The organism is Rhodoblastus acidophilus, from assembly GCF_900187365.1.
Taxonomy (GTDB): domain Bacteria; phylum Pseudomonadota; class Alphaproteobacteria; order Rhizobiales; family Beijerinckiaceae; genus Rhodoblastus; species Rhodoblastus acidophilus.
In genome coordinates this window covers 686,763-711,558 of sequence record NZ_FYDG01000001.1, presented here as the reverse complement: position 1 = coordinate 711,558, position 24,796 = coordinate 686,763, and the positions used below count along the sequence as shown (strand labels likewise).

The window sequence follows — 24,796 nt, the reverse complement described above, 5'->3', positions numbered from 1 at the left end:
ACCAAAGGACGCGCCTCAGCCGGGGCGTTTCTCCAGCCGCGGCGACACCAGCCGCGTGAACAATTCGTCCGGCAGGGTGAGCGTCGCCAGCGGCGGCGCGCCGACGATCAGGCTGGTCGCCTTGCCCCAGATCAGATGCGCCGGCGCCGTCTTGCCGATCGCGGACCAGGGAATCAGCAGGTTTTTCCGCAGCGCCCAAGCCAAAAACGGCGCCGGCGCGAGATAAAGCCCGGTTTCGTCGGCGCCCACGGTCACGCCATGGCGATAGAACGCCGCGCCCACGCCGACGTTTTGGCGCGGCGCGGCCCCGGCTGGCGGAGGCAGGGTGGTGGCGAAATTTTTCGCCAGATCGCGCCAGCGCCCGCCGCCGCGCCCAAACGCGCGTTCCAGGCGCGGCGCCGCCCACAGCAGGGCGATCACGGCCGCGACCAGCGCGCCCATCGAGAGGCGGACATAAAGCTCCATGTCCGGATCCATTGGCTAACCGGCCTCGTGCATGATCCAGCCCTCCGCCGCCGCCCGGCCGGCGTCGCGCAGCTTGCTGACGAAGGTCCAGCTTAAATCGGCGGCGCTTTGCTCGGCCAGCGCCGCGATCTCGTTTTCGGCGGCGATGCGGTCGAGCCGGAGTTGCGCCCATTTGCCGGTGGGGTCGCCGCTGGCGCACAGCGGCGCCAGTTGGCGGATGGCGTCGATCTCGCGGTCGAGCGTCGAGCAGAAATTGATCTGGTCGATGCGCCGCTCGATGTCCGGCCGGCTGCGCGGCGCGAAATCTGCGCGCTTGGGCGAGATTTGCACGATCAGCACCGTGCTGGCCTCGGTCTCCACCACCAGCGGGGTCAGCGGCGGATTGGCGACATAGCCGCCGTCCCAGTAAAACTCGCCGTCGAGCGCGATGCTGTGGTGCAACAGCGGCAGGCAGGCGGAGGCCAGCACGCAATCCACCGTGAGTTCGCCGCGGGTGAAAATGCGCAGGCCGGCGTCGGAGACGCGGGTGGCGCCGATCAGCAGCTTCGGCCCGTCGCTGGCCCGCAAACGCTCGAAATCGACATGGGCGGCGAGCGCGTCGCGCAGCGGATTGAGATCGAACGGATTGAACTGGTAGGGCGTCAGCGCGCGGGTCATGAAGTCGAGCGGCATATGCGCCACCCGGGGCAGGAACAGGCTGGTCTGGCTGACGCGAGTCCAGAACCCGTCCAGCCCCTTGCGCGCCCCCTCGCGGCCGCCCGACGCCAGCCCCGAGGCCAGCAGAACCGCATTGACCGCGCCGGCGCTGGCGCCGGACAGCGCGTCGAGTTCGATCGACTCTTCCTCCAACAGCCGGTCGAGCGCGCCCCAGGTGAAGGCGCCGAACGAGCCGCCGCCTTGGAGCGCCAGCGCCAGCAGACGCGGCGGCCAGGTGCGGCGGCGCCGGGGGGCGCGCAGATCGAGGGAGGCTTTCAAGAAATCCATGCGCGATCCTCCGTCGCGCCAAGATGGGGGCGGGCGGGGCCGACCGCAAGCTCCACGTTTATCCCGCTTCGTTGAACGGCGGTTTGGGCGCGGCAGACATCTCTGTAGAATGTTCGGAGAACCGGCTGCCTTGGCCGAGAGCGTGGCCAAACGGGATTGGACTGCGATTTGGACGGGTCCCTTGCCGGTTCCTATCCCTACTGTTTCCGCCTTCGGCGGTAAGCCGCCATAGCGGGAACGACCGGTTCCGAAGATCACCGGCGCTGGCTGAAGGGGAGGGACTGGGAATTGCACGACACCATCATCGACAAGCCCGCGATAAAGCGTTTACTTAACCTCTGCCTATCGATCGGATAGAATCATCGCTGAGAGGACATTCTTCGTTTCAGACATGATTTTGTCTGCACCGTCACATGTACGGAAAATGCGAGAATACATTTCATTGGCGTGAGGTTCAATTGCAATTGAGAACAGTGCGGTTCCGTAATTTCAAAGGGTTGCGGAATTATCAAATTAGCTTCCGTCATATCAATGTGCTCGTCGGCCCCAATAACGCTGGTAAGTCGTCCGTGCTGGACGCATTTCGATTGCTGGGAGCAGCTTTAAGATATGCGCGCCGCCGCAATCCGACAGTCATCGCACGTGAAAGCTCGTCTATATTTGGCTGGGAAGTGCCGGTTTCGACGCTCCCCATTTCATTAGTCAATGTTCATTCTGACGCGAATTACGACAGCGTGGAAGAAACGTCAATTTCGTTTGAGTTTACGAATGGCTCACAAATTAGAATTCTTCTAATTGATAGTGCGCGATGTTTAATGACGGTCGAAACCAACGGCGCGCGCGTCACCACAACCAGCCAATTTAAAGCGCGGTTTCCCGTTGAAATTTATGCCTTTCCGACTCTTGGGCCTATCGAAGAAGAAGAAGAGTGGCTAACGGACGAGTACGTCGAACGGCATCGTTCAGGTCGTCGTTCGCATCGAATGTTTAGGAATGTTTGGTTTCGGCAAAGAGAATTGTTTTCTACTTTTAAGAAGATGGTCGAGGAGAGTTGGTTGGGGGTGACTATTTCGGAGCCCGTCCGATACGGTGTCGCGCCGCCCCGACTGGAAATGTTTTTCACCGAGGCACGTCGCGCTCGCGAGGTCTCTTGGGCAGGTTTTGGCTTTCAGGTATGGCTTCAGCTCCTTACCCACTTAGTTTCAGCGACGACATCAACTGCACTGATAGTGGATGAACCTGAGATTTATCTTCACCCCGACTTACAGAGACGCTTGTTCGAACTTCTGCGCCGCACAGGCAAGCAGATAATTCTAGCCACGCACTCTGCGGAGATAGTTAATGATGCGGAGCGCGACGAAGTTGTGCTTGTCGATCGGGGCCGGCGAGCAGCCAAGAGAATCGGTGAAATCGAGGGACTTCAAGAGGCCCTGTTTTCCATAGGATCGGCGCAGAACATTCATCTCACAAAATTATCGCGCGGGCGCCGAGTGCTTTTTTTTGAAGGTCAAGACTACAAGCTCTTGCGCCGCTTTGCCTCGCAACTCGGTTATGAAGCTCTCGCAGACGGCGGCGATGTGACCGTCGTGCCAATCGGAGGTTTCGCGCAACGGCAGCGGATCGAGGATGCAGCTTGGACGTTTGGGCAGGTCCTGAAGGCTGAAATTGCGATCGCAGCTCTTCTCGATCGAGATTACAGGTCAATTGAGGAAATCAACGAAATCGTTGCGGGAATCCGGAGCGTAGTGCCGCGCTTTCACGTGCTTGGATCGAAGGAGATCGAGAACTACCTCCTCGTCCCACATGCGATTGCCAAAGCAGTGGAGGCACGTCTACGGGATCGACCAGCCGAGTTGGAGAAATTTGCCGCCTCGGGTGAGTCAACCATTTTTCGACTCCTCGAAGAAATTACCGCTTCGATGCGCACAGACGTGCAGTCGCAAGTGGTCGGTCATCGTATTCGCTATTTCGCAAAGAGCGGTAAAGATATCTCTACCTTAACAAAAGAGGCGATCACCTTTCTCGACCCAATATGGGAAAATAAAAAAATGCGCTTCGGTGCGGTCCCTGGCAAACAAACTTTCGCTGAACTGAACACGAGGCTGCAAAATGATTTACACGTTTCAATTACTGCCATCCAAATAGTCTCACACATCCGCCGAGCGGATATCCCAGACGAGTTCAATACGATTTTAGAAGATTTGAACGATTTTGCCCGCTCGCTTTCGACGAGGTAGCTCGAATGACCCGTTTGAGCCGTTCTCCGCCATCGCCCCCAGCATCGCCCACCAAAAAACCTCCTCCTACCGCACGCTCCACGTTTCCAGCGCTTCGCCGAACGGCGGCTGCGCGAAGCGGGGCAGCCGCGCTGGATGGCCGATCCGCCGCCGATAGGCGATCCACTGGGCGTCGCGGTGGAACAGCGGCACGGCGTAAAACCCCGACAGCAACACACGGTCGAGCGCGCGCACGGCGGCGGTGAAATCCTCGTGGCTTTGCGCCGCCGCCAGCGCCGCGATCATCGCGTCGAGCGCCGGCTCCCGCGCGCCGGAAAAATTATACGAGCCTTCGCGCTCCGCCGCTTCCGCGCTCCAGCGGTTGCGCTGCTCGTTGCCGGGCGAGGCGGACGCCTGCCACAGCGCAAACGTCATGTCGAAATCGAATCTCTGGCGCCGGCGCTGGTATTGCGCGTCGTCCACGGGCCGCACCCGCGCCTCGACGCCGATGCGGCGCAATTGGCCGGCATAGGTCAGGGCGATGCGCTCCTCGTCGCGGGTCCGCGTCATGATCTCGAAGCTCAGCGGCCGCCCGTCGCGCCGCAGCGCGCCATCCTGCATCTGCCAGCCCGCCTGTTCAGCCAGTTCCAGCGCGCGACGCGCCATGTCGCGGTCGCGGCCGGAGCCGTCGGACGCCGGCGGCGCCCAGCGGCCCTCAAAAATGTCCGCGCGCACGGCGCCGGGAAAGGGCGCCAGCAGCGCGCGCTCGGCGGCGTCGGCGGGGCGCCCGAAGGCGGACAGGTCCGACGCGTCGAAAAAACTTTTCGTGCGCGTGAAAAATCCGTCGAACAGCTTGGCGTTGAGCCATTCGAAATCGAACATCATCGCCAGCGCCTCGCGCAGCCGCGCGTCGGCGAACAGGTCGCGCCGGGTGTTGAAGGCCAGCGCCTCCATGCCCTTGGGGCCGCCGAGCGGCAGGGCTTCCACCGCCACCTCGCCCTTTTCGCGCGCCGGAAAATGATACGCCTTGGCCCAGCGGCGCGGGTCGCCTTCCTCGCGATAGTCGATCAGCCCGGCCTTGAACGCCTCGAACAGCCCGTTGTCGTCGCGGCCATACAAATATTCGACGCGGTCGAAATTATACATGCCGCGCGTGGTCGGCAGGTCGCGTCCCCAATAGTCGGGATCGCGAACCAGAACCAGCCGCTCCCCCGGCTTGACCTCGGCCACCTTGTAAGGCCCGGAGCCGAGCGGAACGGCGAGGCCGTTGTCGGCGAACGCCTGTTCGGCGAGGGCGTGGGCGGGCAGCACCGGCGTCAGCGCCAGGATCAGCGGCAATTCGCGGTCGTTGGCGCCGGTCAGGTCGAACCGCACGGTGCGGGCGTCGGGGGCGCTCACCCCGGCGACCAGCGCGAAGGCCGCGCGCGTCTGCGGCCGCCCGCGCCGTTTCAACAGGTTGAAGGAAAACACCACGTCCGCGGCGGTGATCGCGACGCCGTCGGAGAAATGGGCGCGCGGATCGAGCCGGAAGGTGACGAAATCGCGGGCGTCGTCGGTTTCGACGCTCTCGGCGACCAGCCCGTACAGCGAAAACGGCTCATCCAGATTGCGCGCCAAAAGGCTTTGATAGACCGGCCCGATCAGGCCGAGCGCGGTCGAGCCGGCGTTGACGCCATAGGGATTGAGGTTGTCGAAGGCGCCGAGCGCGCCGATCCGCACCACGCCGCCCTTTTTCGCATCGGGGTCGGCATAGGGAAACGCCCGGAAACCGGGGGGCAGGGCGGGGGCGCCGTGCATGGCGAGCGCCCCGCTGATTCGCGCGCCGGCGTCCTGCGCCCGCGCCGCCGGACCGGGGGCGGCGGGGCAGGCGGCGCAGGCCAGAGAAAGAATTGCCGCGAAACGCCTCAGCATTGGAGAAATCTAGGCGAACCGCCGCGCAAAGGCCAGAAAATCACGCGCCGCCGGATTTGGCCGCTGGAAATGGCGGAACGAAGCGGATAAGAAGACCCTGTCAATTAATCGCCTTATTTAAGGGCGAAGAGCGCGCGCCCTCGCTCGCGAATGCCGAAGAATCCGGCCCACAGTTCAGCGTCGAAGCGGCCGGAAATGAGGATCAGTTGAAAGGATTTCGGATGTCCATGACTCGCTTTGGTCTCGCTGTGATCGCGGGCGCCATGCTTGTAAACCCGGCCTTCGCCCAGGCGCAGAAGCCGGCGGCCCCGGCTCAGGCGCCGGCCGCCCAGCCCGCCGCGCCCCAAGGCCCGATGAAGGTCGATCTCCAGCCCTCTCAGCCGCAATGGACCAAGGTCTGCGGCAAGGACCAGGCCGCCAACAAGGAAATTTGCTACACCACCCGCGATTTCGGCGCCAAGGCCGATCAGCCGCCGGTTCTGGCGCTCGCCGTCTATGACGTGAAGGGCGACGAAACCAAGATCGTGCGCTTCCTGATGCCGGTGGGCCTGATGCTGCGTCCTGGCTTCCGCTTCGCCATCGACAAGGGCCCGGTCTCCGAGGGCGGCTACGAAATCTGCTTCCCCAACGGCTGCTTCGCCGAAGCCAAGGTGAAGAAGGACGTGGTGGACGCCGCGAAGAAGGGTACGACCATGGCGGTCTCGGTGAAGAACCAGGCCAATATGGAAGTGGTGTTCAATCTGCCGCTGGCCGGCTTCGGCGCCGCCTTCGACGGCCCCGCGGTCGACCCCAAGGTGCTGGAAGAGCAGCAGAAGAAGCTGGCGGAAGAACTGCAGAAGCGCGCCGAGGAAGAGCGCAAGAAGCTCGAGGCCCAGCAGCCTGCCGCCGCCGCGGCCCCGGCTCCCGCGCCCGCAGCTCCGGCCGCCGGCAAATAAGCCAGCCTGTCGAACGTCCATCAAAAATGCGCGGAGCAATCCGCGCATTTTTTGTTTCAGGCGGTTGATTGCGCCCGCTCCGCCCCAACGCCCTGGCCGCTTGCGGCGGCGGCGTTGAGCAGACTGAACAATTCGTCCTGTAGCGAGGCCGCCGCCTGCGCCGCAACGGAAGGCGCCGGCGTCTCCCGCGGCGTCCACGCGTCCGTCGTCACAGATGACAAGAAGGACGCCGATGCGTCATCGGCGGCGGGGTCGGGAAACGCGTCGGCGGCGCCGTTGGCCTTGCCGGCCTGCGGCTGGCGCCAGTGCTGCAATCGGGCCGTCATGGATGTGGCGGCGCTGGTGGAGAGAACGCTCATGGTCGCCTCCGTGCGAAACGCCGGGGGTCGCCTCCGCGCGCTTCGCGAATTCGCAGCCAGTGTGGCGGCTCATCCTTGCCGGAAGCTGGTCAGTTCAGCACATTGCTGCGTTTGATGTAGCGTCCCGAGGCGTTGCGGCAGAACACGACGTCGACCTGCGGGTTGCGCAGCGGCGTCTCATTGTCGTCGGGCGCGAGATTCTGCTCGGACACATAGGCGGTGTATTCGGTGTCGGCGTTCTCGGCGTAGAGATGATAGAACGGCTGGTCCTTGGCCGGGCGCACGTCCTCGGGAATGGACAGCCACCATTCCTCGCTATTGGCGAATACCGGGTCGATGTCGAAAATCACGCCGCGAAACGGGTATTTGCGGTGCTTCACCACCTGGCCGATGCAATATTTCGCCGCCCTGGGTTTCATCGACACATCCGTCCGCAAAATTGATCCACAGACCTAAATAATATTAAACCCAAGCTGTTACGTGTCAATCCGCTGAAACGGCGTCAAAAAGTCTCCCGGCGCCGCAAGGGGCGCCGGGGAACGGGCGGGCTCAGAAGCCGTAGGCGGCGGCGAATTCCGGATCTTTGGCGGCGACCTGCCTGGCGCAATCCACCATCACCTTCGCCTGTTTCCAGGTGGCGTCGTCCTGCATCTTGCCGTCGATCATGGCGACGCCGGAGCCGTCGGGCATGGCCTCCAGAATCTTCTTGGCGAAGGCCACTTCCTTGGGATCGGGCGAGAAAACGCGCTTGGCGATGGCGACCTGATTGGGATGCAGCGACCACGCCCCGGCGCAGCCCAGCAAAAACGCGTTGCGGAACTGCACTTCGCAGGCGGCGAGATCGGAAATGTCGCCGAACGGGCCATAGAACGATTTGATGCCCGCGCTCTGGCAGGCGTCGACCATTTTGGCGACGGTGTAATGCCACAAATCCTGCTGGTAAACCGCGCGCGGCGCGGAACCTTCGGCGTCCGCCAGCACCTTGTATTCGGGATGGCCGCCGCCCACCCGCGTCGTCTTCATGGCGCGCGAGGCCGCGAGATCCGCCGGGCCCAGGCTCATGCCGTGCATGCGCGGCGAGGCCAGCGCGATGCTCTCGACATTCTTCACGCCCTCGGCGGTTTCGAGAATGGCGTGGATCATGATCTGCTTCTTGATCTGATGCCGCGCCTCAAGCTGGGCCAGCAACTGATCGAGATAGTGAATGTCCCAGGGCCCCTCGACCTTGGGCAGCATGATGACGTCGAGTTTTTGGCCGACCGCCGCCACGATTTCGGTGAGGTCGTCGAGGATCCACGGCGAATTCAGGCAGTTGACGCGCGTCCACAGCCCGGTCGAGCCATAGTCATGCGCGCTGGCCATCTCGATAAAACCCTTGCGCGCGGCCTCCTTGGCGTCGGCGGGAATGGCGTCCTCGAGATTGCCGAGAATCACGTCCACGGTCGGGATCATGTCGCCGATCTTGGCGCGCACCTTGTCGAGATGCGGCGGCACGAAATGGATCATGCGCTCGACCCGCACCGGCGGTTCGCGAAACGGCTCGGGGGCGCCAATGGCGAGCGGCTTGAAAAAATTGCGCGGGCTCTTGATGGTCATGAAAATCTCCCTCGTTTGCGCTCGGCCTTAAAACAGGAATCCCGAAAGGGAAAGCCGGTCTTTGGGGGGAGCGCGCGCGGCCTGGGGTGGAGCGCGCGCGGCCCGCAATTGCATTTTCGCACGCGCCGGCCCAGAATTTGGCCATGTTGTCCGACACGCCGATCGAATTGCTGACGCCTCAGGAAATGGGACGCGCCGACGCCCTGACCATCGCCGCCGGGGTTCCCGGCTACGGCCTGATGCTCAAGGCGGGCCGGGCGGTCGCCGCCGTCGCCGCCGATCTGCTGCGGGCTTCGGGCGGCGGGCGGGCGGCGGTCTTCTGCGGCCCCGGCAACAATGGCGGCGACGGCTATGTCGCGGCGCGCCTGCTGCGCGAGGCCGGGTTCGAGGTCGTGGTCGGCGCGCTCGGCGATCCCCGTTTCCTGCGCGGCGACGCCAAAAACGCGTTCGAGGACTGGCCCGGCGAGACCCGCGCCGTCGAGGATGTCGATCCCGCCGCAGCCGATCTGGTCATCGACGCCCTGTTCGGCGCCGGCCTTTCGCGCCCGCTCGACGGCAGGGCGTTGGCGACGGTCGAGCGCATCAACGCCTCGGGCAAGCCGGCGCTGGCGGTGGACGTGCCCTCGGGCCTCGACGGGGCGACCGGCGCCATTGGGTCAATCGCCGTGCGCGCGGAAAAACAAAAGACCGTCACCTTCTTCCGCCTCAAGCCGGGCCATGTCCTGCTGCCCGGCCGCGCGGTCTGCGGCGAAATCCTGTTGCGGCAAATCGGCATCGAACCGGCCGTTTTGACGGAAATCGCGCCCCAAACCTTCCTGAACGGCCCGGATTTGTGGCGCGATGCCCGGCCGCAGCCGCGCATTGACGGCCACAAATATACGCGCGGCCACCTGCTGGTCGCCTCGGGGCCGATGACCCGCACCGGCGCGGCGCGCCTCGCCGCCCGCGCCGGCCTGCGCGCGGGGGCGGGCCTCGTCACCCTGGTCAGTCCGGCGGACGCCCTGGCCGTCAACGCCGCCCAGCTCACCGCCATCATGCTGCGCGCCGCCGATGGCGCGGCGCAATGGCGGGATCTGCTGGCCGACCGCCGCTTCAACGCCTGCGTGTTCGGCCCGGCGTTCGGAACCGGGCCGGACACGCGCGTCCTCGCCGAAACCCTGATCGCCGCCGCCGCGCCGGAGCGTCCGCTCGGCCTCGTGCTCGACGCCGACGCCCTGACCGCCTACGCCGGGGACAGCGCAAGCCTCGCGCGCCGAATCACCGCCAGCGCCGCCCGCGTCGTCCTGACGCCGCATGAAGGTGAATTTTCCCGCCTTTTCAATGACAAGACCAGTGCGGCGTCCGCCTCGAAACTCGATCGCGCCCGCGCGGCGGCGCAGGTCATGGGCGCGACGATCGTTCTCAAGGGGCCGGATACGGTGGTCGCCAGCCCCGACGGCCGCGCCGCGATCGCCGCCAACGCCCCGCCGACGCTGGCCACGGCGGGCTCGGGCGACGTGCTGGCTGGCGTGATCGGCGGGTTGCTGGCGCAGGACATGCCGGCGTTCGAGGCGGCGGCCTGCGCGGTCTGGCTGCATGGCGAGGCGGCGCGCGCGTTCGGGCCGGGGCTGATCGCCGAGGATTTGCCAGAGGCGCTGCCGCAGGTTCTGGCGGGTCTCGCCGCCGGGTGAGCCGGCGCGAATTTTCCCGCAACCGGCGGCGCCCGCCATTTTTTTGCTGCGGACTCTCGCGCGCGTTGCTATAGAGCGCGCCTTACACAGCGCGCGGGCGTGGCGGAACTGGTAGACGCGCCGGATTTAGGTTCCGGTGACGAAAGTCTTGGGGGTTCGAGTCCCTCCGCCCGCACCACACGCGCTTTCCCCAGGTTTCGACGGTTCCGGGTCCGCCCGGCAGGAAGAAAAAAGGTTTTGGAGATGCAGGCTACGGAAACGCTCTCGCAGGGGCTGAAGCGCGAATATCAGGTGGTTCTTCCCGCGGGCGAACTGGCCGAAAAGCTCGACGCGCAGATCGCGAGCATGAAGGACAAGGTCCAGATCAAGGGCTTCCGCCCCGGCAAGGTGCCGGTCGGCCACCTCAAGCGCGTCTATGGCAAGTCGATCATGGGCGACGTGGTGCAGGAGGCGGTCAACGCCGCCCAGCAGAAGATTCTCGACGACAACAAGCTGCGCCTCGCCGGCGCGCCCAAGTTCAATTTCCCGGAAGACCGGGGCGAAATGGAAAAGGTTCTGGAGGCCAACGGCGACCTCACCTTCTCCGTCGCCTTCGAGATCCTGCCGACCATCGAGGTCGGAACCTTTGATGACGTCGAGATCGAGAGCCTCGTCGCCGAGGTTCCCGAATCCGACATCGAGGACAGCATCAAGCGGCTGGTCGAGCGCAACCGCCCCTACAATGCCCGCGAAGAGGGCGCCGGCGCCGAAAAGGACGACAAGCTGACCATCGACTTCGTCGGCAAGATCGGCGACGAGGCGTTTGAAGGCGGCACGGCGCAGGGCGTCGATCTCGTGCTCGGCTCCGGCCAGTTCATCCCCGGTTTTGAAGACCAGCTCGTCGGCGCCAAGGTCGGCGACGACGTGAAGGTCACCGTGACATTCCCGGCCGATTATTCCGCCGAGAACCTCGCCGGCAAGGAAGCGGTGTTCGACGTCAAGGTCACCGCCGTCGCCGCCCCCGGCGAACAGGCTGTGGACGACGAATTCGCCAAGGGCTTCGGCTTCGAGAGCGCCGAAAAGCTGCGCGAGGGCGTCGCCGACCGCATCAAGGGCGATTACGCCAAGGCGTCGCGCGACAAGCTGAAGCGCGCCCTGCTCGACGCGCTCGACAAGAAATATTCCTTCGACCTGCCGCAGGAGCTGGTGGAGCAGGAATTCCAGGGCATCTGGAACCAGGCCATGGCGCAGCAGCGCTCGACCGGCAAGACTTTTGAGGACGAAGGCACGACGGAGGAGGCGCAGCGCGCCGACTACCGCCGAATCGCCGAGCGCCGCGTGCGCCTGGGTCTGGTCGTCGCCGAAGTGGGCGATTCGGCCGGCGTCCAGGTCACGGAAGATGAGGTGACTCGCGGTATTGTCGAGCAGGCCCGCGCGTTCCCCGGCCAGGAAAAGATGCTGTGGGACTATTACCAGAAGAACCCGCAGGCGCTGGCCCAGATTCGCGCCCCGATCTTCGAGGACAAGGTCATCGACCACATTCTCGCCAAGGCCAAGGTCACTGAAAAGACTGTGTCCAAGGAAGAATTGTTCAAGCCGCTGGACGACGAACAGGCGTAACGCGTCTTTTCGACGGCGCGCCGACAGCCGCATCAGCTCGCATGGAAATCCGCCGCCCTGGCGAATTTTCGTGCGATTGGTTTCCGGCCCTCGCGATGCGCCGTTGCGAAAATTCACCAAACGCCGCCTCATTTCGAACGACGCGCCTGCGCCAAAGCGTGCGGGCGCGTTTTGTTTTGATATGACGCAGGGTCAGGAAAAACCTTTGCAAATCCGTGAGATATTTAAGGTTTATTCAGCTTGGAGCTGCTAGCGTTCGGGGATATTTTGTCATGGCCGGGGCTTTGGGAGCGCGTCGCGCTCGGAACGGCCCCGGATTTGCATGACAGTTTTGTGTGAGCAGCGCGGCCATTGCCACCGGGCGAAAGCTCATTATGTTGGCGATGATGGCTGTGTGGCTGCGTCCGATGAAACGGGCGCAGCCGGAAGGTTCAAGGGATGATCCATGCGCGATCCGATCGACGTCTATAACCAATATCTCATTCCGCAGGTCATCGAGAACACGCCACGCGGCGAGCGCGGCTTCGATATTTATTCGCGTCTGCTGCGCGAACGCATCGTGTTCCTGACGGGCGCCGTCGAAGACAATATGGCCTCGGTGATCATCGCCCAGTTGCTGTTCCTGGAAGCGGAGAATCCCAAGAAGGAAATCTCCATGTACATCAACTCGCCGGGCGGCGTGGTCACGGCGGGCATGGCGATCTACGACACCATGCAGTTCATCAAGCCGAAGGTTTCGACGCTCTGCGTCGGCCAGGCCGCCTCGATGGGTTCGCTGCTGCTGTGCGGCGGCGAGGCGGGCATGCGCTTCGCGCTGCCGAACGCCCGCATCATGGTCCACCAGCCCTCGGGCGGGTTCCAGGGCCAGGCCTCCGATATTCTTCGCCATGCTGAGGACATAATGAAGGTGAAGAAGCGGTTGAATGAAGTTTATGTGAAGCACACCGGCCAGGACTACGACACGATCGAGAAGACGCTCGATCGCGATCACTTCATGTCCGCCGAGGAGGCGCAGGCTTTCGGCCTGATCGACAATGTGCTCAGCAAGCGTCCCGACGATAAGGTCGAAGAGAAGAAGTAATCGCGCGGACTCCCGGAGTCGGCTCCGCCTCCGGGTCCGAATCTGCGCTGAAAAAGGAGCCGGCCGCCCGCGGCCGGTCATGATGAATCGCCGCTCTCAGCGGCAGAGCTTGTCATTGGCGGCGATCGGCTTAAACTGACCGATCGGTGCGAATGAACCCGGAGCGTCGAAAGGGGCGCGCTGATCGTCGGTCCGGCGGCGGAAAGTGGGCGCGGCGCGGCCGCAACATGCCCCAGACCGGCCGCTCGGGCCCAAACCGGCGGCCAAGGAGAGATTAATGAGCAAGGTTGGCGCCAGCGACTCGAAGAACACGCTGTACTGTTCGTTCTGCGGCAAAAGCCAGCACGAAGTGCGCAAGCTGATCGCAGGCCCGACGGTGTTCATCTGCGACGAATGCGTCGAATTGTGCATGGACATCATTCGCGAGGAGAACAAGTCCGCGCTGGTCAAGACCCGCGACGGCATCCCCACGCCGAAGGAAATCTGCAAGGTTCTCGACGATTACGTGATCGGCCAGTTCTCGGCCAAGCGCGTGCTGTCGGTTGCTGTGCACAACCACTACAAGCGGCTGAACCACGCCACCAAACATTCCGATGTGGAGCTGGCGAAGTCGAACATCCTGCTGGCCGGCCCCACCGGCTCCGGCAAGACGCTCCTTGCGCAAACGCTTGCGCGCATCCTCGACGTGCCGTTCACCATGGCGGACGCCACCACGCTCACCGAAGCCGGCTATGTCGGCGAGGACGTGGAGAACATCATCCTGAAGCTGCTGCAGGCGTCCGACTACAATGTCGAGCGCGCCCAGCGCGGCATCGTCTATATCGACGAAATCGACAAGATCTCCCGCAAGTCGGACAATCCCTCGATCACCCGCGACGTGTCGGGAGAGGGCGTGCAGCAGGCCCTGCTGAAGATCATGGAAGGCACGGTGGCCTCGGTCCCGCCCCAGGGCGGCCGCAAGCACCCGCAGCAGGAATTCCTGCAGGTGGACACGACCAACATCCTGTTCATCTGCGGCGGCGCCTTCGCCGGCCTCGACAAGATCATTTCGAATCGCGGCCAGAAGACGTCCATCGGCTTCCAGGCCCGCGTCGAAGGCCCGGATGAGCGCCGCAGCGGCGAAATCTTCCGCCAGGTGGAGCCTGAAGACCTGCTCAAGTTCGGCCTGATCCCCGAATTCGTCGGCCGTCTGCCGGTGATCGCCACGCTCGAAGACCTCGACGAGGAGGCGCTGAAGCGCATCCTGACGGAGCCGAAGAACGCCCTGGTCAAGCAGTACCAGCGCCTGTTCGAGATGGAGAATGTCGAGCTGTCGTTCCAGGACGAGGCGCTCAACGTCATCTCGCGCAAGGCCATCGAGCGCAAGACCGGCGCGCGCGGCCTGCGCTCCATCATGGAAGGCATCCTGCTCGACACCATGTTCGACCTGCCGGGCCTCGAAGGCGTGGAGCAGGTGGTGATCGGCCCCGAAGTGGTCGATGGCAAGGCCAAGCCGCTGTATATCTATGCGGAGCGCGCCGAGAAAACAGGCGCCAGCGCCTAGGTCGAATCAAGGCCCGGGCGCGCTCAGCGGCGCGCCGGGGCCTAAGCCGCAGCAATGCGCAGGGGCGAACTTGAAACTGGGGCGGAGACGCCCCATTTCCGTCGGTACGCCCCACGCCGCCGAGGCCTAGCGAAGGATCGGACGGCGCACGGAATGCGGCTCGGCGCTCGCAAGAGGCCGATCCGAGGAATTCCGTGGGCGGCCCGGACCTTGCAACGCGGGGTGCGGTCGCCGTGACCAAAGGATGAGATCATGACCACCACCAAGCGCGAACTGCCCCCCGCCGGCGTGACCGAGGTTTTCCCGGTTCTCCCGCTGCGTGACATCGTCGTCTTCCCGCACATGATCGTGCCGCTGTTCGTCGGCCGCGAGAAAAGCATCCGCGCGCTTGAAGAGGTGATGAAGGCCGATAAACATATCCTGCTGGCCACGCAGATGAACGCGGCCGACGACGATCCCAAGCCCGAGGCGGTGTTCTCCGCCGGCGTGCTCGCCAGCGTGCTGCAATTGCTGAAACTGCCCGACGGCACGGTCAAGGTGCTCGTCGAGGGCGTGGCGCGCGCCAAGGTCGGCAAATACGTCCGCACCGACGAATATTACGAGGCCGAGGCCACGGTCACGGCCGAGGACACTGTCGACAAGGTCGAGGCCGAGGCGCTGGCCCGTTCGGTCGCCTCCGAGTTCGAAGGCTATGTCAAGCTCAACAAGAAGGTCTCGCCGGAGGTGGTCTCCGCCGTCGCGCAGATCGACGATCCCGGCAAGCTGGCCGACACCGTCGCCTCGCACCTGTCGGTGAAGATCGGCGACCGTCAGGCCGTGCTGGAAATGACCTCGGTGGTGAAGCGCCTGGAGAAGTGCCTGGCGCTGATGGAGAGCGAAATCTCCGTCCTCCAGGTCGAGAAGCGCATCCGCACCCGCGTCAAGCGGCAGATGGAGAAGACCCAGCGCGAATATTATCTGAATGAGCAGATGAAGGCCATTCAGAAAGAGCTGGGCGACGAGGACGGCAAGGACGACCTGTTCGAGCTGGAAGAGAAGATCAAGCGCACCAAGCTCTCCAAGGAGGCCCGCGACAAGGCCACCGCGGAGCTGAAGAAGCTGCGGCAGATGTCGCCGATGTCGGCGGAAGCCACGGTGGTGCGCAACTATCTCGACTGGCTGCTGTCGATCCCGTGGGGCAAGAAGTCCAAGATCAAGAAGGATCTGGTTTTGGCTCAGGAATTGCTCGACGCCGAGCATTACGGCCTCGACAAGGTCAAGGAGCGCATCGTCGAATATTTGGCCGTGCAGAGCCGCGCCAATAAGCTGACCGGCCCGATTCTGTGCCTCGTCGGCCCGCCCGGCGTCGGCAAGACGTCGCTCGGCAAGAGCATCGCCAAGGCCACGGGCCGCGAATTCGTCCGCATGTCGCTCGGCGGCGTGCGCGACGAGGCCGAGATCCGCGGCCACCGCCGCACCTATATCGGCTCGATGCCCGGCAAGCTGATCCAGTCGATGCGCAAGGCCAAGACCAACAACCCGCTGTTCCTGCTCGATGAAATCGACAAGATGGGCATGGACTTCCGCGGCGACCCGTCCTCGGCCCTGCTGGAGGTGCTCGACCCCGAGCAGAACGCCACGTTCAACGATCATTACCTCGAGGTCGATTACGACCTGTCGAACGTGATGTTCGTGACCACGGCCAACACGCTGAACATCCCTGCGCCCCTGATGGACCGCATGGAGCTGATCCGCATCGCCGGCTACACCGAGGAAGAGAAGTCGGTGATCGCGCGCAAGCATCTGATCCCCGCCGCGACCTCGAAGCATGGCCTCGGCGCCGACGAGTGGATCGTCGAGGATGCGGCGCTGATCAAGGTGATCCGGCGCTACACCCGCGAAGCCGGCGTGCGCAACCTGGAGCGTGAGATTTCCAACCTCGCCCGCAAGGCGGTGAAGGAAATCCTGATGTCCAAGCCGAAGAAGGACCGGATCGTCTTCACCGAGGAGAACATCGAGGTCTATCTCGGCGTGCCGCGCTATCGCTATGGCGAGGCGGAGCTGGAGGATCAAATCGGCGTGGTGACGGGCCTCGCGTGGACGGAAGTGGGCGGCGAACTGCTGACTATCGAAGGCGTGATGATGCCGGGCAAGGGCCGGATGACGGTCACCGGCAACCTGCGCGACGTGATGAAGGAATCGATCTCGGCGGCGGCGTCCTATGTCCGCTCGCGCGCGGTGGATTTCGGCATCGAGCCGCCGGTGTTCGAGAAGCGCGACATCCACGTGCACGTGCCGGAAGGCGCGACGCCGAAGGATGGTCCGTCGGCGGGCGTGGCCATGGCCACGGCCATCGTCTCGATCATGACGGGCATCCCCGTGCGCCGCGACATCGCCATGACCGGCGAAATCACCCTGCGCGGCCGCGTCCTGCCGATCGGCGGCTTGAAGGAAAAGCTGCTGGCGGCGCTGCGCGGCGGGCTGAAGAAGGTTCTGATCCCCGAGGACAACGCCAAGGATCTGGTGGATATCCCGGATTCGGTGAAGAACAATCTCGAGATCGTCCCGGTCTCGCGGATGGAGGAAGTGCTGCGGCAGGCGCTGCTGCGCATGCCCGAGCCGATCTCGTGGGAGGAGGGCGCCGTGAAGGCGGACGCCGCCGATCGCGAGGACGACGGGTTGGGCGTGGTCGCCCACTAACCGCCCCTTTTTCAAGCGATTTCGAGGCCGGAGCCGTGAGGCTCCGGCCTTTTTCATTTTTGTGCGAGACAGGGGAAAATCCCCCGTTTTTCCTGGTTTTTTTTCGTCTTTCCCGCGCGGAGTCCCTTGCTTTGTCTAGGATTCGCATCAAAAGTAGCCCCGTCGTCGCGTTACGATTCGAGCAGCGCCGCATCGGCCTTCTCGTCACGGCGTGGATCAAGCTGCATTCGGACGGCGGTCCGCGCCGGGGGAAACAACAAGGCCGTCATAGAGAGCGCGCCGCACAGACAGGAGTTTCACATGACCAACAAAGCCGAACTGATCGACGTGGTCGCGGAGGCGACGGAATCCTCCAAGGCCGCCGCCGGCGCCGCGCTCGACGCGGTCATCGACGCCATTTCCCAGGCGTTGAAGAACGGTGAGGAAGTCCGCCTCGTCGGTTTCGGCACCTTTTCGGTCAAGGAGCGCGCCGAAGGCAAGGGCCGCAATCCCGCGACCGGCGAAGAGATCAAGATTCCCGCGTCCAAGAGCGTGCGCTTCAAGCCGGGCGCGCAGCTGAAGACCTTGATCAACAAGTAATCGCTTCGTTCGCGGACACAGGTTGAACCTGGCGGACGCGCGTTCGCCGGGTTTTCATAGGTTCAAGAGAAAGTCTTGCCAGGGCGCCTCGGGCGTCCTAATAGCTTTGTGAGCCATTTTCCGCGCCTCCACTAGGACTGCGCGGGGCGGCGAGGGCGGTTAGCTCAGTTGGTAGAGCATCTCGTTTACACCGAGAGGGTCGGCGGTTCGAGACCGTCACCGCCCACCATGTCCTGGAGAATTCCCGTGTCGAATGTCTCGCGCGCGCTCGCAAGAAAATTCCGCACGCTCGCTTGCGGCGCCGCGCTCGTCGGCGCGCTGTCGGCGGCCGCGCAGGCCGCTTCGATGACCTTCCGCGTGGAACCGCTGGGCGACGGCGCCAAGGCGATCGTGGCGGAAGGCCAGATCACCAATACGACGCCGGGCGAATTTCTCGAATTCCTGCGCGACAACGCCGGGGACCGCGACCTGCACACCGTCATCTTCCTGCATTCGGAGGGCGGCTATGTGATGGCGTCGATGGAGCTGGGCCAGATCTTCCGCCGAATCGGCGCCGCCACCGTGGTGGCCCGCCTGGCCCCCGAGGGGCGGGGCGGACGGTTCCTGTCGGCCAATTGCCTCTCGGCCTGCGTCTACGCCTTCATGGGCGGCCGCAAGCGCGTGGCGCCGCAGGGCAGCGCCCTCGGCATCCATCGCATGTTCGCCAACCAGGAGGAGGGCGGCCTGCTCGATTCGCGCGTGGTGCGCCGCTACGACAATGGGTCGATGGCCGCGCAACTGATGGCGTATAGCGCGCGCATGGGCGTGTCGCGCGATTTGATTCGCACCGCCGAGCAGATCTCCTCCTCATCGATTCACGTGGTGACCTCGGCGGAAATGGCCCGCTGGAAATTGGCCAGCCGGGTTTTCTGACGCGATTCGGTCCTTCCCCGTCTGATTCAGCGATTCCATTGCGGCGCCCCCCTCGGGGCGGCCTGGGTGTGCCCGCGCGCCAATTCGCGGCCGGTTTCGCGCGCGCGTCCCGCGCCATGCGTTCCTACCCCGCTCAAGCTTGATTTTCCTGCGTGCGCCCGTCCGCGCGGCGTGGCGGTTTTCGCGGAATTCGCCCATCATTTTCAAAAACTGACAAAAACTTGTCGTACAGGCGCTTGACTTAGGCGGCGCGCTGCCTTAATTCGCAGTCATCCGCTGAACGGAAGCCCACACGGCTTCGACGGAGACGCGGGGGAGTAGCTCAGTTGGTTAGAGCGCCGGCCTGTCACGCCGGAGGTCGCGGGTTCGAGTCCCGTCTCTCTCGCCATCAAAATCCACGGGATTTTGGCGGAAACAATCACCTCGACAACGAACATTGATCACGGCCCTGAAGCCGAGCAGCTTCGCGTCAGCGCGGCGCCAGTTTCTTCGCCTGTCGCAGCAGCCGGAACCGCGGCGCCTCCTCCCGGCGTTCGGCGTCGGCGCGGTCGAGCGTGGCGATGGCGTCCTGCAAGGCGCGCCGCGCCACATTCATCGCCTCCTCGATCTCCTCCGTGGCGAAGGCGCCCGCCGGCGGCTTGTAGATCATCACGCCAACCGGCGTCATCGAGGCCGCGAGCACGTGGTCGAGATAATCGATCCGGGAATAGGCCGCGACGATCACCGCGATTTCATGCGGCTCCATCGTGATGAGACGCGCGACATTGCCGCGATAGATGAACACGGAGGCGCGCGACGACAGCACGTTGCGCCCGCCGGCGAGGCGGGTGAGGTTGTTCGTGCAGAATTCGAGCAGGGACGCCATCTCGGCGCGCAGGGCGACGCGCAATTGCGCGCCATCGCGCCGCGCGGCGGCCCTGAGGCGGTCGTTGGCCGCGGTGATGTTGAGATAGGCGACGGATGCGCCGAGCACGATATGCGCCAGCGACAAGGCGATGAGGATGGATGTCTCCACGGGGGCCTCCGGGTCTGCGCCTGACGGCGAGGCGACGGCCCCGCCGATCCGCGGCGAGGCGACAGCCTCGCCGATCCGCGGCGAGGCGACAGCCTCGCCGATCCGCGGCGAGGCGACAGCCTCGCCGATCCGCGGCGAGGCGACAGCCTCGCCGATCCGCGGCGAGGCGACAGCCTCGCCGATCCGCGGCGAGGCGACAGCCTCGCCGATCCGCGGCGAGGCGACAGCCTCGCCGATCCGCGGCGAGGCGACAGCCTCGCCGATGCAATGCCAATGCCGGGATTATATTTTGGCGCGCCGACAGGATCGGCGCGCCTGGCGCCAGCAGGGTCAGCGCGCCTCCTGAATCAGGGCGCGCACCAGCGCGGCGGCTTCGACGGTCGAGGCCACCTGATGGGTCGGCTCGGCCGCCGACGGCTTCTGATAGGCCGAGCGCACCAGAATCCGCACGGGCACCTTGGCGGCGGCGGCGGCTTCGATGTCCGAGCCCTGGTCGCCGACCATGATCGAGCGTTGCAGATCGACGCCGAGATCGTCGCGGGCGGCCAGAAACATGCCTGGCTTGGGTTTGCGCCAGTCGTGATCGGCGCGATAGGCGTCGACGCTGCCTTCCGGGTGATGCGGGCAATGATAGACGCCGGCGATGCGCGCGCCCTCGGCGCGGAAGCGCTCGACCATCCAGGCGGTCAGCTCGCAGAACTCCTGCTCGCTGTAAAAACCGCGGGCGATGCCGGACTGGTTGGTCACGACGATCACCGGCCAATCCGCCTCCGCTCCGGCGCGGGCGAGCTGAAACGCGCCGGCGGTGAATTCAAAATCCTCGGGGCGGCTGACATAGCCGTGATCGACGTTGATGACGCCATCCCGATCGAGAAACAAAGCTGGCTTCATGCGTTGCGGGTCCAATTCCAAAAAAGGCCCCGGGCCGGCGCCGGTTCCGGGCGCGCCTGGGAAGGCGGACCTTAGGGGCGGTTCGAGTTGCGCGGCGCGCATTGCGCTTAGTTTGTTTATCAAACCGCGACGCCGGTCGCCAGAGATCGCCGGGAGCGACACAAGAATTCTAGCCATTCCGTAGGGGGAACTGTATGCTGCCCGCTCGTTGCTGTCCGGAATATTGACGATCGGCGCCGCATTACAACCGCGCGGTGGCGAAGTGGCCGTTACACCAAAAGCGTGCGAGGCAAAATGGAAGAGTCTATTTCCAGAATCGGCGTCAATAACGAGGATTTTTTGGTGGCGAGCATGATCGACCGCTGCCCCAAGACGATGATGCTTCGCGAGCTGGTCCAGAACGCGCTGGAAGCGGCGGTCAGGGCGCCGGCGGGGGCGCGGCGGGTCGAGATCGGCGCCGTGCAGGTCGATGGCGCGCGCAAGCTGCGCATCTGGAACACCGGGCCGGGCCTCGACGCCGAACAATTGTTTCTCATCTGCGATATTTCCTCGTCGGTCGGCAAGGAGCAGGCGCTCGACAAGAATTTCGGCATGGGCGCCAAGGTCGCCTCGCTGCCGTCGAACCAGCTCGGCCTGCGCTACCGCTCCTGCGCCAGCGGGCGCGTGCATGAGGTGATCATCGGCAAGCGCGACGGCGCCTATGGGCGGCTGTTGCGGCCGGACGCCGCCGGCGCGCTGGCGGCGGTGCGCGACGTGACTGAGGAGAGCCGCGCCGAGGGCCGCGCGCTCGATCAGGATTGGACGGAAGTGACCCTGCTCGGGGCGCGGCCGGACCAGGACACGGTCGCCGATCCCTATGCCGGCGATCCCGGCGTCGGCCGCCTCTGGGCGCTGTCGGCGCTGCAGTCGCGGTTCTATCGCCTGCCGGACGGCGTCGAGATCTGGCTGGCGCCCGATCTTCTCGCGGGCCGGCCGGCGCGCGCGTTCACGCCCATCGCAACGCATATCGCGCGGCGTTTCGCCCGCAGCGAGGCGGTCGCGCTCGCCAATGGCGCGCGCATCCATTTCTGCTTCGACCCGCAGCATCCGCAGTTTCCCGACCGTAACGCCTCGCAGCTCGACACGCTCAGCCCGAGCCAGAGCTTCGCCGCCCTGTTGCGCCAGGACGAGCTTTACGACGTCATTCAAGGCAAGCGCTGGACGCTGGAGGCGCCCAATTTCGGCGTGTCCTTTGGCGCGCGGCATGTTTCGATTCTGGTCGAGTTGCCGGACGACTTCCCCGTCTTCCCCGAGACTTATCGCCAGTTCCTGCGCTACCGGAACGGCGCGCAGGACCAGGTCAAGATTCAGGATTTCGCGGCGCTGGTCCGCGCCAACCGGCCGCAATGGCTGATCGATTTCGTGCGCGAGCAGGCGCCGCAGGTCGCCAACCTGGAGACCATCCAGCAGCAGTTGGAAAGCCTGATCGAGTCGCTCGGTCTGACCCGGCGCCGGCCGGTCGCGCGCCAGCCCAAGCTCGCCGCGACCAAACCGCCGCAGCCGCCGGCGCAGGCCGCGAAGACGCCGGCCGAGCCGACCCCGCCGCCGCCCGAGCGGGCGCCCGAAGACGCGCCGCCGGACGCGCCGATGCGGACCGTGCTGGAATCCCTGCCGGAATTTCACATGCTGCGCGACGAGCAGGACATCGCCGACCGCAACCTGACGCATCGCGCCGCCCGGTTCTACCCGGATACGCATCAGTTGTTCGTCAATCTCAGCTATCCCGCCGTCGCCGGCCTCGCCGAACTGCTGGCCTCCCAGGCCCCGCACACGGTTCCGCCGCATGAGGCGCGCGCGCTGGCCGAGGAGGCCGCCGAGAGCGTCGCCTTGCTGCGCATCGGCCGCGCGCTGATCTTCGGCCTGTCGAAACGCTCGGCGGAGGCGGGGTGGAGCGACGCTGAAAAGCAGCAGGCGATCAGCAGCGAAATGCTGACCCTCGCCGCCGAGGATCTGATGTCCTCGGCCCCGCTGGCGCAGGAAATGTTCAGCCGCAAACTGGCGGAGCGCGCCGACGGCGCCGCCGCGCGCCTTTCCGAGAAGGAAGTCGCCTGAGGGGGCTTGTGGTCGGACGCGTCAGCGCCCGACCTCTTTCGCCGCGAACAGAATGCCCGCCGTCAGATGATAAAGGCTGCTGGCGGGCGCCGGCTCGCGGCTGGGCGTTCCGTCCTCCAGCAACCGCTCCGCCCAGAGGCCGCGCGGGGCCGGCGCGAGAAAGAGATCGAGCGCCCGTTCCGCCTCGCCCAGCGCCTGCGCGCCCCGGATCGCGTCCGACTTCAGCCGCTCGGTCTGCGGCCACAGCCGCGAGCCGCGGCTCTTGACCGCGCCATCGACCCAGACCTCGTCGTAAAGCGCGCCCGTCGCCGGATTGATCGCGAAGCGGTCGACGAAGGCTTGCAGGCGCGCCAGCGCCAGATCGAGCCGCGGCGCGCGGGCGTCGGCGCCGGGACCGCCCAGGCGCCGGCTCCAGGTCAGCAGCCAGATCCATTCGCAATGATGGCCGGGCTCGACGGCGTAGCGGCCGTCCTCGAGCAACGGCGCGAGGCCGTCGTCGAGAAATTCGATCAGCGTCCCATGCGCGGGGTCGAGAAAGCGGTCGAGGAACAGCTCCAGCAGCGCATGGGCGCGCAGCAGGAAAATTTCGTCGCCAAACGCCTCGAAAGCCGCCAGACACGCCTCCAGCAGGTGCATGTGCGGGTTCTGCCGGCGCGGCTGCGTCGCGGGAAGGCCCTCCAGATAGCCCTCGACCGGGTGTTTCAGGTTTGCGTCGAGATAGGCGAGCAGATTCAGCGCCTCGCGCCGCAACGGCGCCGGCGGCAGCGCCCGCGTGGCGCTGGCCAGCGCCAGCAGCACGAAGGCGTGGTCGTAAAGATCGCGGCGCGGCTCGATCACCGCGCCGCGCAGATCGAATTTCTGGGCGTAGCCGCCGTCCGGCTGCAGGGCGCGCCGGCGCAGAAACTCGACGCCAAGCTCCACCGCCTCGTCGGCGCGGGCGACGCCGGCGCGGTGGGCCTGCGCAAACACATAGACCTGGCGCGCGACCACCCGCAGCCGGCGAAAGTCGGCGGGCGAGGTCAGCGTGTCCAGGTCCAGGCTTTCGCAAAAGCCGCGCGCGTCCCAATCGACGCCATGCTCCAGCCACACCGGCCAGGCCGAGCCGCGCAGCCAGTCGACATGACCGGCGGGGCCGGATCGCAGGGGTTCGCAAATCATGACGTCATTCCCTCATTCCGCGCCGGATCAGCGGAAGCGCAGCGCGTCGCCGGCCAGATAGGACACGACGTAATCGCGCACGCCATCCTCCAGCGAGGTCGGCGCGCCATTATAGCCGGCGCCTCGCAACTTGCCGAGATCGGCCTCGGTCCAATACTGATACCGTCCCTTGAGCTGGTCGGGCATCGGAATGAACTCGATATTGGGCGCGACGCCGAGCGCGGCGTAGACGGCGCGGGCCATGTCGGCGAAGCTGCGCGCCCCGCCCGTGCCGGCGTTGTAAAGGCCCGAGGGCGCCGTGCCGCGCAGCAGCCACAGCATGATCGCGCAGACGTCGTTGACATGCACGAAATCGCGCGACTGGCCGCCGTCGGGAATGTCGGGCCGGTCGGAGGCGAACAGCCGGGCCGGGGCGCCGCTCTCGATCGCCTTGGTGATGTTATAGACCGGGCTGCGCATATGGGCCTTGTGATGCTCGTTCGGCCCATAGACGTTGAAGAACTTCACGCCGTACCAGCGCGGCGGCGCCGCCTCGCCGCGCTCGATGGTCCGCGCGATGCGGCGGTCGAACACATGCTTGCTCCAGCCGTAGAGGTTGAGCGGCGTGAGTTTGGCGAGATGGTCGGAATCGTCGGCGTCGAGAAAGCCCTGCGCGCCGTCGCCGTAAGTGGCGGCGGAGGAGGCGTAGACGAAGGGGATGCGGCGCCTGGCGCAAAAATTCCACAGGCTCAGCGAGGCGTTGAAATTCAACCGCATGATCTCGTCGCCGTCGGTCGCCGTCGTGCTCGAATTGGCGCCGAGATGCACCACGCCCGACACGGGCTTGCCCGATTCGAGCCAGGCCGGCAATTCGGCGATCGGAATGAACTCGGCGAACTCGCGGCCCCGCAAGTTCAGCCATTTCCCTTCGGAGCCGAGATCGTCGCAAATGGCGATATTGGTGACGCCGTTTTCGTTCAAATCGGCCAGAAGGTTGGAGCCGATAAAGCCGGCGGCTCCGGTCAACAGTAACATATGCGCTCCTGATCGTGCATGCGCGCCGCGTGCGCGGCGCGGAAGGTTTTGGGGGGCCGCTTTGGCGGCTTTCAAGGGGCGCGGGCGGCGCGCCTCCG

21 protein-coding genes and 3 tRNA genes are annotated in these 24,796 nt (G+C 65.1%); 14 read left to right on the top strand and 10 right to left on the bottom strand.

Annotated elements, in window-relative coordinates; genetic code table 11:
- Positions 1–15: 15 nt before the first annotated feature.
- Entirely contained in the window at positions 16–465 is a 450-nt protein-coding gene (locus tag CFB24_RS02955; RefSeq protein WP_141098327.1) for a hypothetical protein, read from the bottom strand.
- 15 nt (positions 466–480) lie between these two features.
- Positions 481–1,449 carry a patatin-like phospholipase family protein gene (locus CFB24_RS02950; protein WP_088519051.1) on the bottom strand — a complete coding sequence of 323 codons (969 nt, stop codon included), beginning with the start codon at positions 1,447–1,449 and terminating at the stop codon, positions 481–483.
- 413 nt (positions 1,450–1,862) lie between these two features.
- On the opposite strand from CFB24_RS02950, the gene CFB24_RS02945 reads away from it, so the two are divergent.
- Complete coding sequence (locus CFB24_RS02945) at positions 1,863–3,686, top strand: ATP-dependent nuclease (RefSeq protein WP_088519050.1); 1,824 nt, start codon at positions 1,863–1,865, stop codon at positions 3,684–3,686.
- Between the two features lie 66 nt (positions 3,687–3,752).
- Here the strand turns inward: CFB24_RS02945 and CFB24_RS02940 are convergent, their stop codons facing one another.
- Positions 3,753–5,576: an extracellular solute-binding protein gene (locus CFB24_RS02940; protein WP_088519049.1), complete on the bottom strand. Its 1,824-nt coding sequence runs from the start codon at positions 5,574–5,576 to the stop codon at positions 3,753–3,755.
- Between the two features lie 227 nt (positions 5,577–5,803).
- Here CFB24_RS02940 and CFB24_RS02935 point away from each other — a divergent pair, with 227 nt between their 5' ends.
- Positions 5,804–6,511, top strand: coding sequence for an invasion associated locus B family protein (locus CFB24_RS02935; protein WP_244593116.1), 708 nt, complete (start codon positions 5,804–5,806; stop codon positions 6,509–6,511).
- A gap of 56 nt (positions 6,512–6,567) precedes the next feature.
- On the opposite strand, the gene CFB24_RS02930 is transcribed toward CFB24_RS02935, so the two are convergent.
- From CFB24_RS02930 to CFB24_RS02920, 3 genes are all read right to left on the bottom strand, one after another.
- Entirely contained in the window at positions 6,568–6,870 is a 303-nt protein-coding gene (locus CFB24_RS02930) for a hypothetical protein (RefSeq protein ID WP_088519047.1), read from the bottom strand.
- 89 nt (positions 6,871–6,959) lie between these two features.
- Entirely contained in the window at positions 6,960–7,289 is a 330-nt protein-coding gene (gene hspQ, locus CFB24_RS02925; RefSeq protein ID WP_088519046.1) for a heat shock protein HspQ, read from the bottom strand.
- 130 nt (positions 7,290–7,419) lie between these two features.
- Positions 7,420–8,460, bottom strand: coding sequence for an HpcH/HpaI aldolase/citrate lyase family protein (locus CFB24_RS02920; protein WP_088519504.1), 1,041 nt, complete (start codon positions 8,458–8,460; stop codon positions 7,420–7,422).
- Between the two features lie 149 nt (positions 8,461–8,609).
- Between CFB24_RS02920 and CFB24_RS02915 the strand changes: the two genes are divergently transcribed.
- From CFB24_RS02915 to CFB24_RS02870, 10 genes are all read left to right on the top strand, one after another.
- A complete protein-coding gene (locus CFB24_RS02915; RefSeq protein WP_244593117.1) occupies positions 8,610–10,136 on the top strand; it encodes an NAD(P)H-hydrate dehydratase in 1,527 nt (508 codons plus the stop codon).
- A 93-nt stretch (positions 10,137–10,229) separates the two neighbouring features.
- Positions 10,230–10,314, top strand: a tRNA-Leu gene (locus CFB24_RS02910).
- 65 nt (positions 10,315–10,379) lie between these two features.
- Complete coding sequence (tig, locus tag CFB24_RS02905; RefSeq protein WP_088519045.1) at positions 10,380–11,735, top strand: trigger factor; 1,356 nt, start codon at positions 10,380–10,382, stop codon at positions 11,733–11,735.
- Between the two features lie 445 nt (positions 11,736–12,180).
- Positions 12,181–12,816 (top strand): ATP-dependent Clp endopeptidase proteolytic subunit ClpP, encoded by a 636-nt coding sequence (gene clpP, locus CFB24_RS02900; RefSeq protein WP_088519044.1) that lies wholly within the window; start codon positions 12,181–12,183, stop codon positions 12,814–12,816.
- 277 nt (positions 12,817–13,093) lie between these two features.
- Positions 13,094–14,359, top strand: coding sequence for an ATP-dependent Clp protease ATP-binding subunit ClpX (gene clpX, locus CFB24_RS02895; protein WP_088519043.1), 1,266 nt, complete (start codon positions 13,094–13,096; stop codon positions 14,357–14,359).
- 252 nt (positions 14,360–14,611) lie between these two features.
- Positions 14,612–17,038: an endopeptidase La gene (gene lon, locus CFB24_RS02890; RefSeq protein WP_088519042.1), complete on the top strand. Its 2,427-nt coding sequence runs from the start codon at positions 14,612–14,614 to the stop codon at positions 17,036–17,038.
- A gap of 300 nt (positions 17,039–17,338) precedes the next feature.
- Complete coding sequence (locus tag CFB24_RS02885) at positions 17,339–17,617, top strand: HU family DNA-binding protein (RefSeq protein ID WP_088519041.1); 279 nt, start codon at positions 17,339–17,341, stop codon at positions 17,615–17,617.
- A 153-nt stretch (positions 17,618–17,770) separates the two neighbouring features.
- Positions 17,771–17,846: transfer RNA gene (locus CFB24_RS02880), tRNA-Val, on the top strand.
- A 17-nt stretch (positions 17,847–17,863) separates the two neighbouring features.
- Positions 17,864–18,529, top strand: coding sequence for a COG3904 family protein (locus tag CFB24_RS02875; protein WP_104469629.1), 666 nt, complete (start codon positions 17,864–17,866; stop codon positions 18,527–18,529).
- A gap of 311 nt (positions 18,530–18,840) precedes the next feature.
- A tRNA-Asp gene (locus tag CFB24_RS02870) sits at positions 18,841–18,917 on the top strand.
- 81 nt (positions 18,918–18,998) lie between these two features.
- On the opposite strand, the gene CFB24_RS02865 is transcribed toward CFB24_RS02870, so the two are convergent.
- Positions 18,999–19,544 carry a hypothetical protein gene (locus CFB24_RS02865; RefSeq protein WP_141098326.1) on the bottom strand — a complete coding sequence of 182 codons (546 nt, stop codon included), beginning with the start codon at positions 19,542–19,544 and terminating at the stop codon, positions 18,999–19,001.
- Between CFB24_RS02865 and CFB24_RS02860 the strand changes: the two genes are divergently transcribed.
- Positions 19,531–19,890 carry a hypothetical protein gene (locus CFB24_RS02860; RefSeq protein WP_088519038.1) on the top strand — a complete coding sequence of 120 codons (360 nt, stop codon included), beginning with the start codon at positions 19,531–19,533 and terminating at the stop codon, positions 19,888–19,890. The two genes, CFB24_RS02865 and CFB24_RS02860, sit on opposite strands and share 14 nt — an antisense overlap.
- Here CFB24_RS02860 and CFB24_RS02855 read toward each other — a convergent pair.
- Positions 19,875–20,435, bottom strand: a complete 561-nt coding sequence (locus CFB24_RS02855; protein WP_088519502.1) for a D-glycero-alpha-D-manno-heptose-1,7-bisphosphate 7-phosphatase — start codon at positions 20,433–20,435, stop codon at positions 19,875–19,877. The genes CFB24_RS02860 and CFB24_RS02855 overlap by 16 nt on opposite strands.
- Positions 20,436–20,729: 294 nt before the next feature.
- Here CFB24_RS02855 and CFB24_RS02850 point away from each other — a divergent pair, with 294 nt between their 5' ends.
- Positions 20,730–22,526 (top strand): ATP-binding protein, encoded by a 1,797-nt coding sequence (locus CFB24_RS02850; RefSeq protein ID WP_104469631.1) that lies wholly within the window; start codon positions 20,730–20,732, stop codon positions 22,524–22,526.
- Positions 22,527–22,547: 21 nt separating this feature from the next.
- On the opposite strand, the gene CFB24_RS02845 is transcribed toward CFB24_RS02850, so the two are convergent.
- Both CFB24_RS02845 and rfaD read right to left on the bottom strand, forming a co-directional pair.
- The gene (locus CFB24_RS02845; protein ID WP_088519036.1) at positions 22,548–23,684 is read right to left on the bottom strand and encodes an AGE family epimerase/isomerase; all 1,137 of its coding nucleotides are present in this window, start codon (positions 23,682–23,684) and stop codon (positions 22,548–22,550) included.
- 27 nt (positions 23,685–23,711) lie between these two features.
- Complete coding sequence (gene rfaD / locus CFB24_RS02840; RefSeq protein WP_088519035.1) at positions 23,712–24,698, bottom strand: ADP-glyceromanno-heptose 6-epimerase; 987 nt, start codon at positions 24,696–24,698, stop codon at positions 23,712–23,714.
- Positions 24,699–24,796 lie beyond the last annotated feature (98 nt).

What these genes read in the sequence shown, in the direction of transcription:
- CFB24_RS02845 (WP_088519036.1), bottom strand. Translation starts at nt 23,684, where the DNA reads ATGATTTGCGAACCCCTGCGATCCGGCCCCGCCGGTCATGTCGACTGG.
- CFB24_RS02930 (WP_088519047.1), bottom strand. Translation starts at nt 6,870, where the DNA reads ATGAGCGTTCTCTCCACCAGCGCCGCCACATCCATGACGGCCCGATTG.
- CFB24_RS02885 (WP_088519041.1), top strand. Translation starts at nt 17,339, where the DNA reads ATGACCAACAAAGCCGAACTGATCGACGTGGTCGCGGAGGCGACGGAA.
- CFB24_RS02850 (WP_104469631.1), top strand. Translation starts at nt 20,730, where the DNA reads ATGGAAGAGTCTATTTCCAGAATCGGCGTCAATAACGAGGATTTTTTG.
- CFB24_RS02855 (WP_088519502.1), bottom strand. Translation starts at nt 20,435, where the DNA reads ATGAAGCCAGCTTTGTTTCTCGATCGGGATGGCGTCATCAACGTCGAT.
- hspQ (WP_088519046.1), bottom strand. Translation starts at nt 7,289, where the DNA reads ATGAAACCCAGGGCGGCGAAATATTGCATCGGCCAGGTGGTGAAGCAC.
- CFB24_RS02860 (WP_088519038.1), top strand. Translation starts at nt 19,531, where the DNA reads ATGGATGTCTCCACGGGGGCCTCCGGGTCTGCGCCTGACGGCGAGGCG.
- CFB24_RS02950 (WP_088519051.1), bottom strand. Translation starts at nt 1,449, where the DNA reads ATGGATTTCTTGAAAGCCTCCCTCGATCTGCGCGCCCCCCGGCGCCGC.
- tig (WP_088519045.1), top strand. Translation starts at nt 10,380, where the DNA reads ATGCAGGCTACGGAAACGCTCTCGCAGGGGCTGAAGCGCGAATATCAG.
- CFB24_RS02935 (WP_244593116.1), top strand. Translation starts at nt 5,804, where the DNA reads ATGACTCGCTTTGGTCTCGCTGTGATCGCGGGCGCCATGCTTGTAAAC.
- lon (WP_088519042.1), top strand. Translation starts at nt 14,612, where the DNA reads ATGACCACCACCAAGCGCGAACTGCCCCCCGCCGGCGTGACCGAGGTT.
- CFB24_RS02940 (WP_088519049.1), bottom strand. Translation starts at nt 5,576, where the DNA reads ATGCTGAGGCGTTTCGCGGCAATTCTTTCTCTGGCCTGCGCCGCCTGC.
- CFB24_RS02945 (WP_088519050.1), top strand. Translation starts at nt 1,863, where the DNA reads ATGTACGGAAAATGCGAGAATACATTTCATTGGCGTGAGGTTCAATTG.
- rfaD (WP_088519035.1), bottom strand. Translation starts at nt 24,698, where the DNA reads ATGTTACTGTTGACCGGAGCCGCCGGCTTTATCGGCTCCAACCTTCTG.
- clpP (WP_088519044.1), top strand. Translation starts at nt 12,181, where the DNA reads ATGCGCGATCCGATCGACGTCTATAACCAATATCTCATTCCGCAGGTC.
- clpX (WP_088519043.1), top strand. Translation starts at nt 13,094, where the DNA reads ATGAGCAAGGTTGGCGCCAGCGACTCGAAGAACACGCTGTACTGTTCG.
- CFB24_RS02915 (WP_244593117.1), top strand. Translation starts at nt 8,610, where the DNA reads ATGTTGTCCGACACGCCGATCGAATTGCTGACGCCTCAGGAAATGGGA.
- CFB24_RS02955 (WP_141098327.1), bottom strand. Translation starts at nt 465, where the DNA reads ATGGAGCTTTATGTCCGCCTCTCGATGGGCGCGCTGGTCGCGGCCGTG.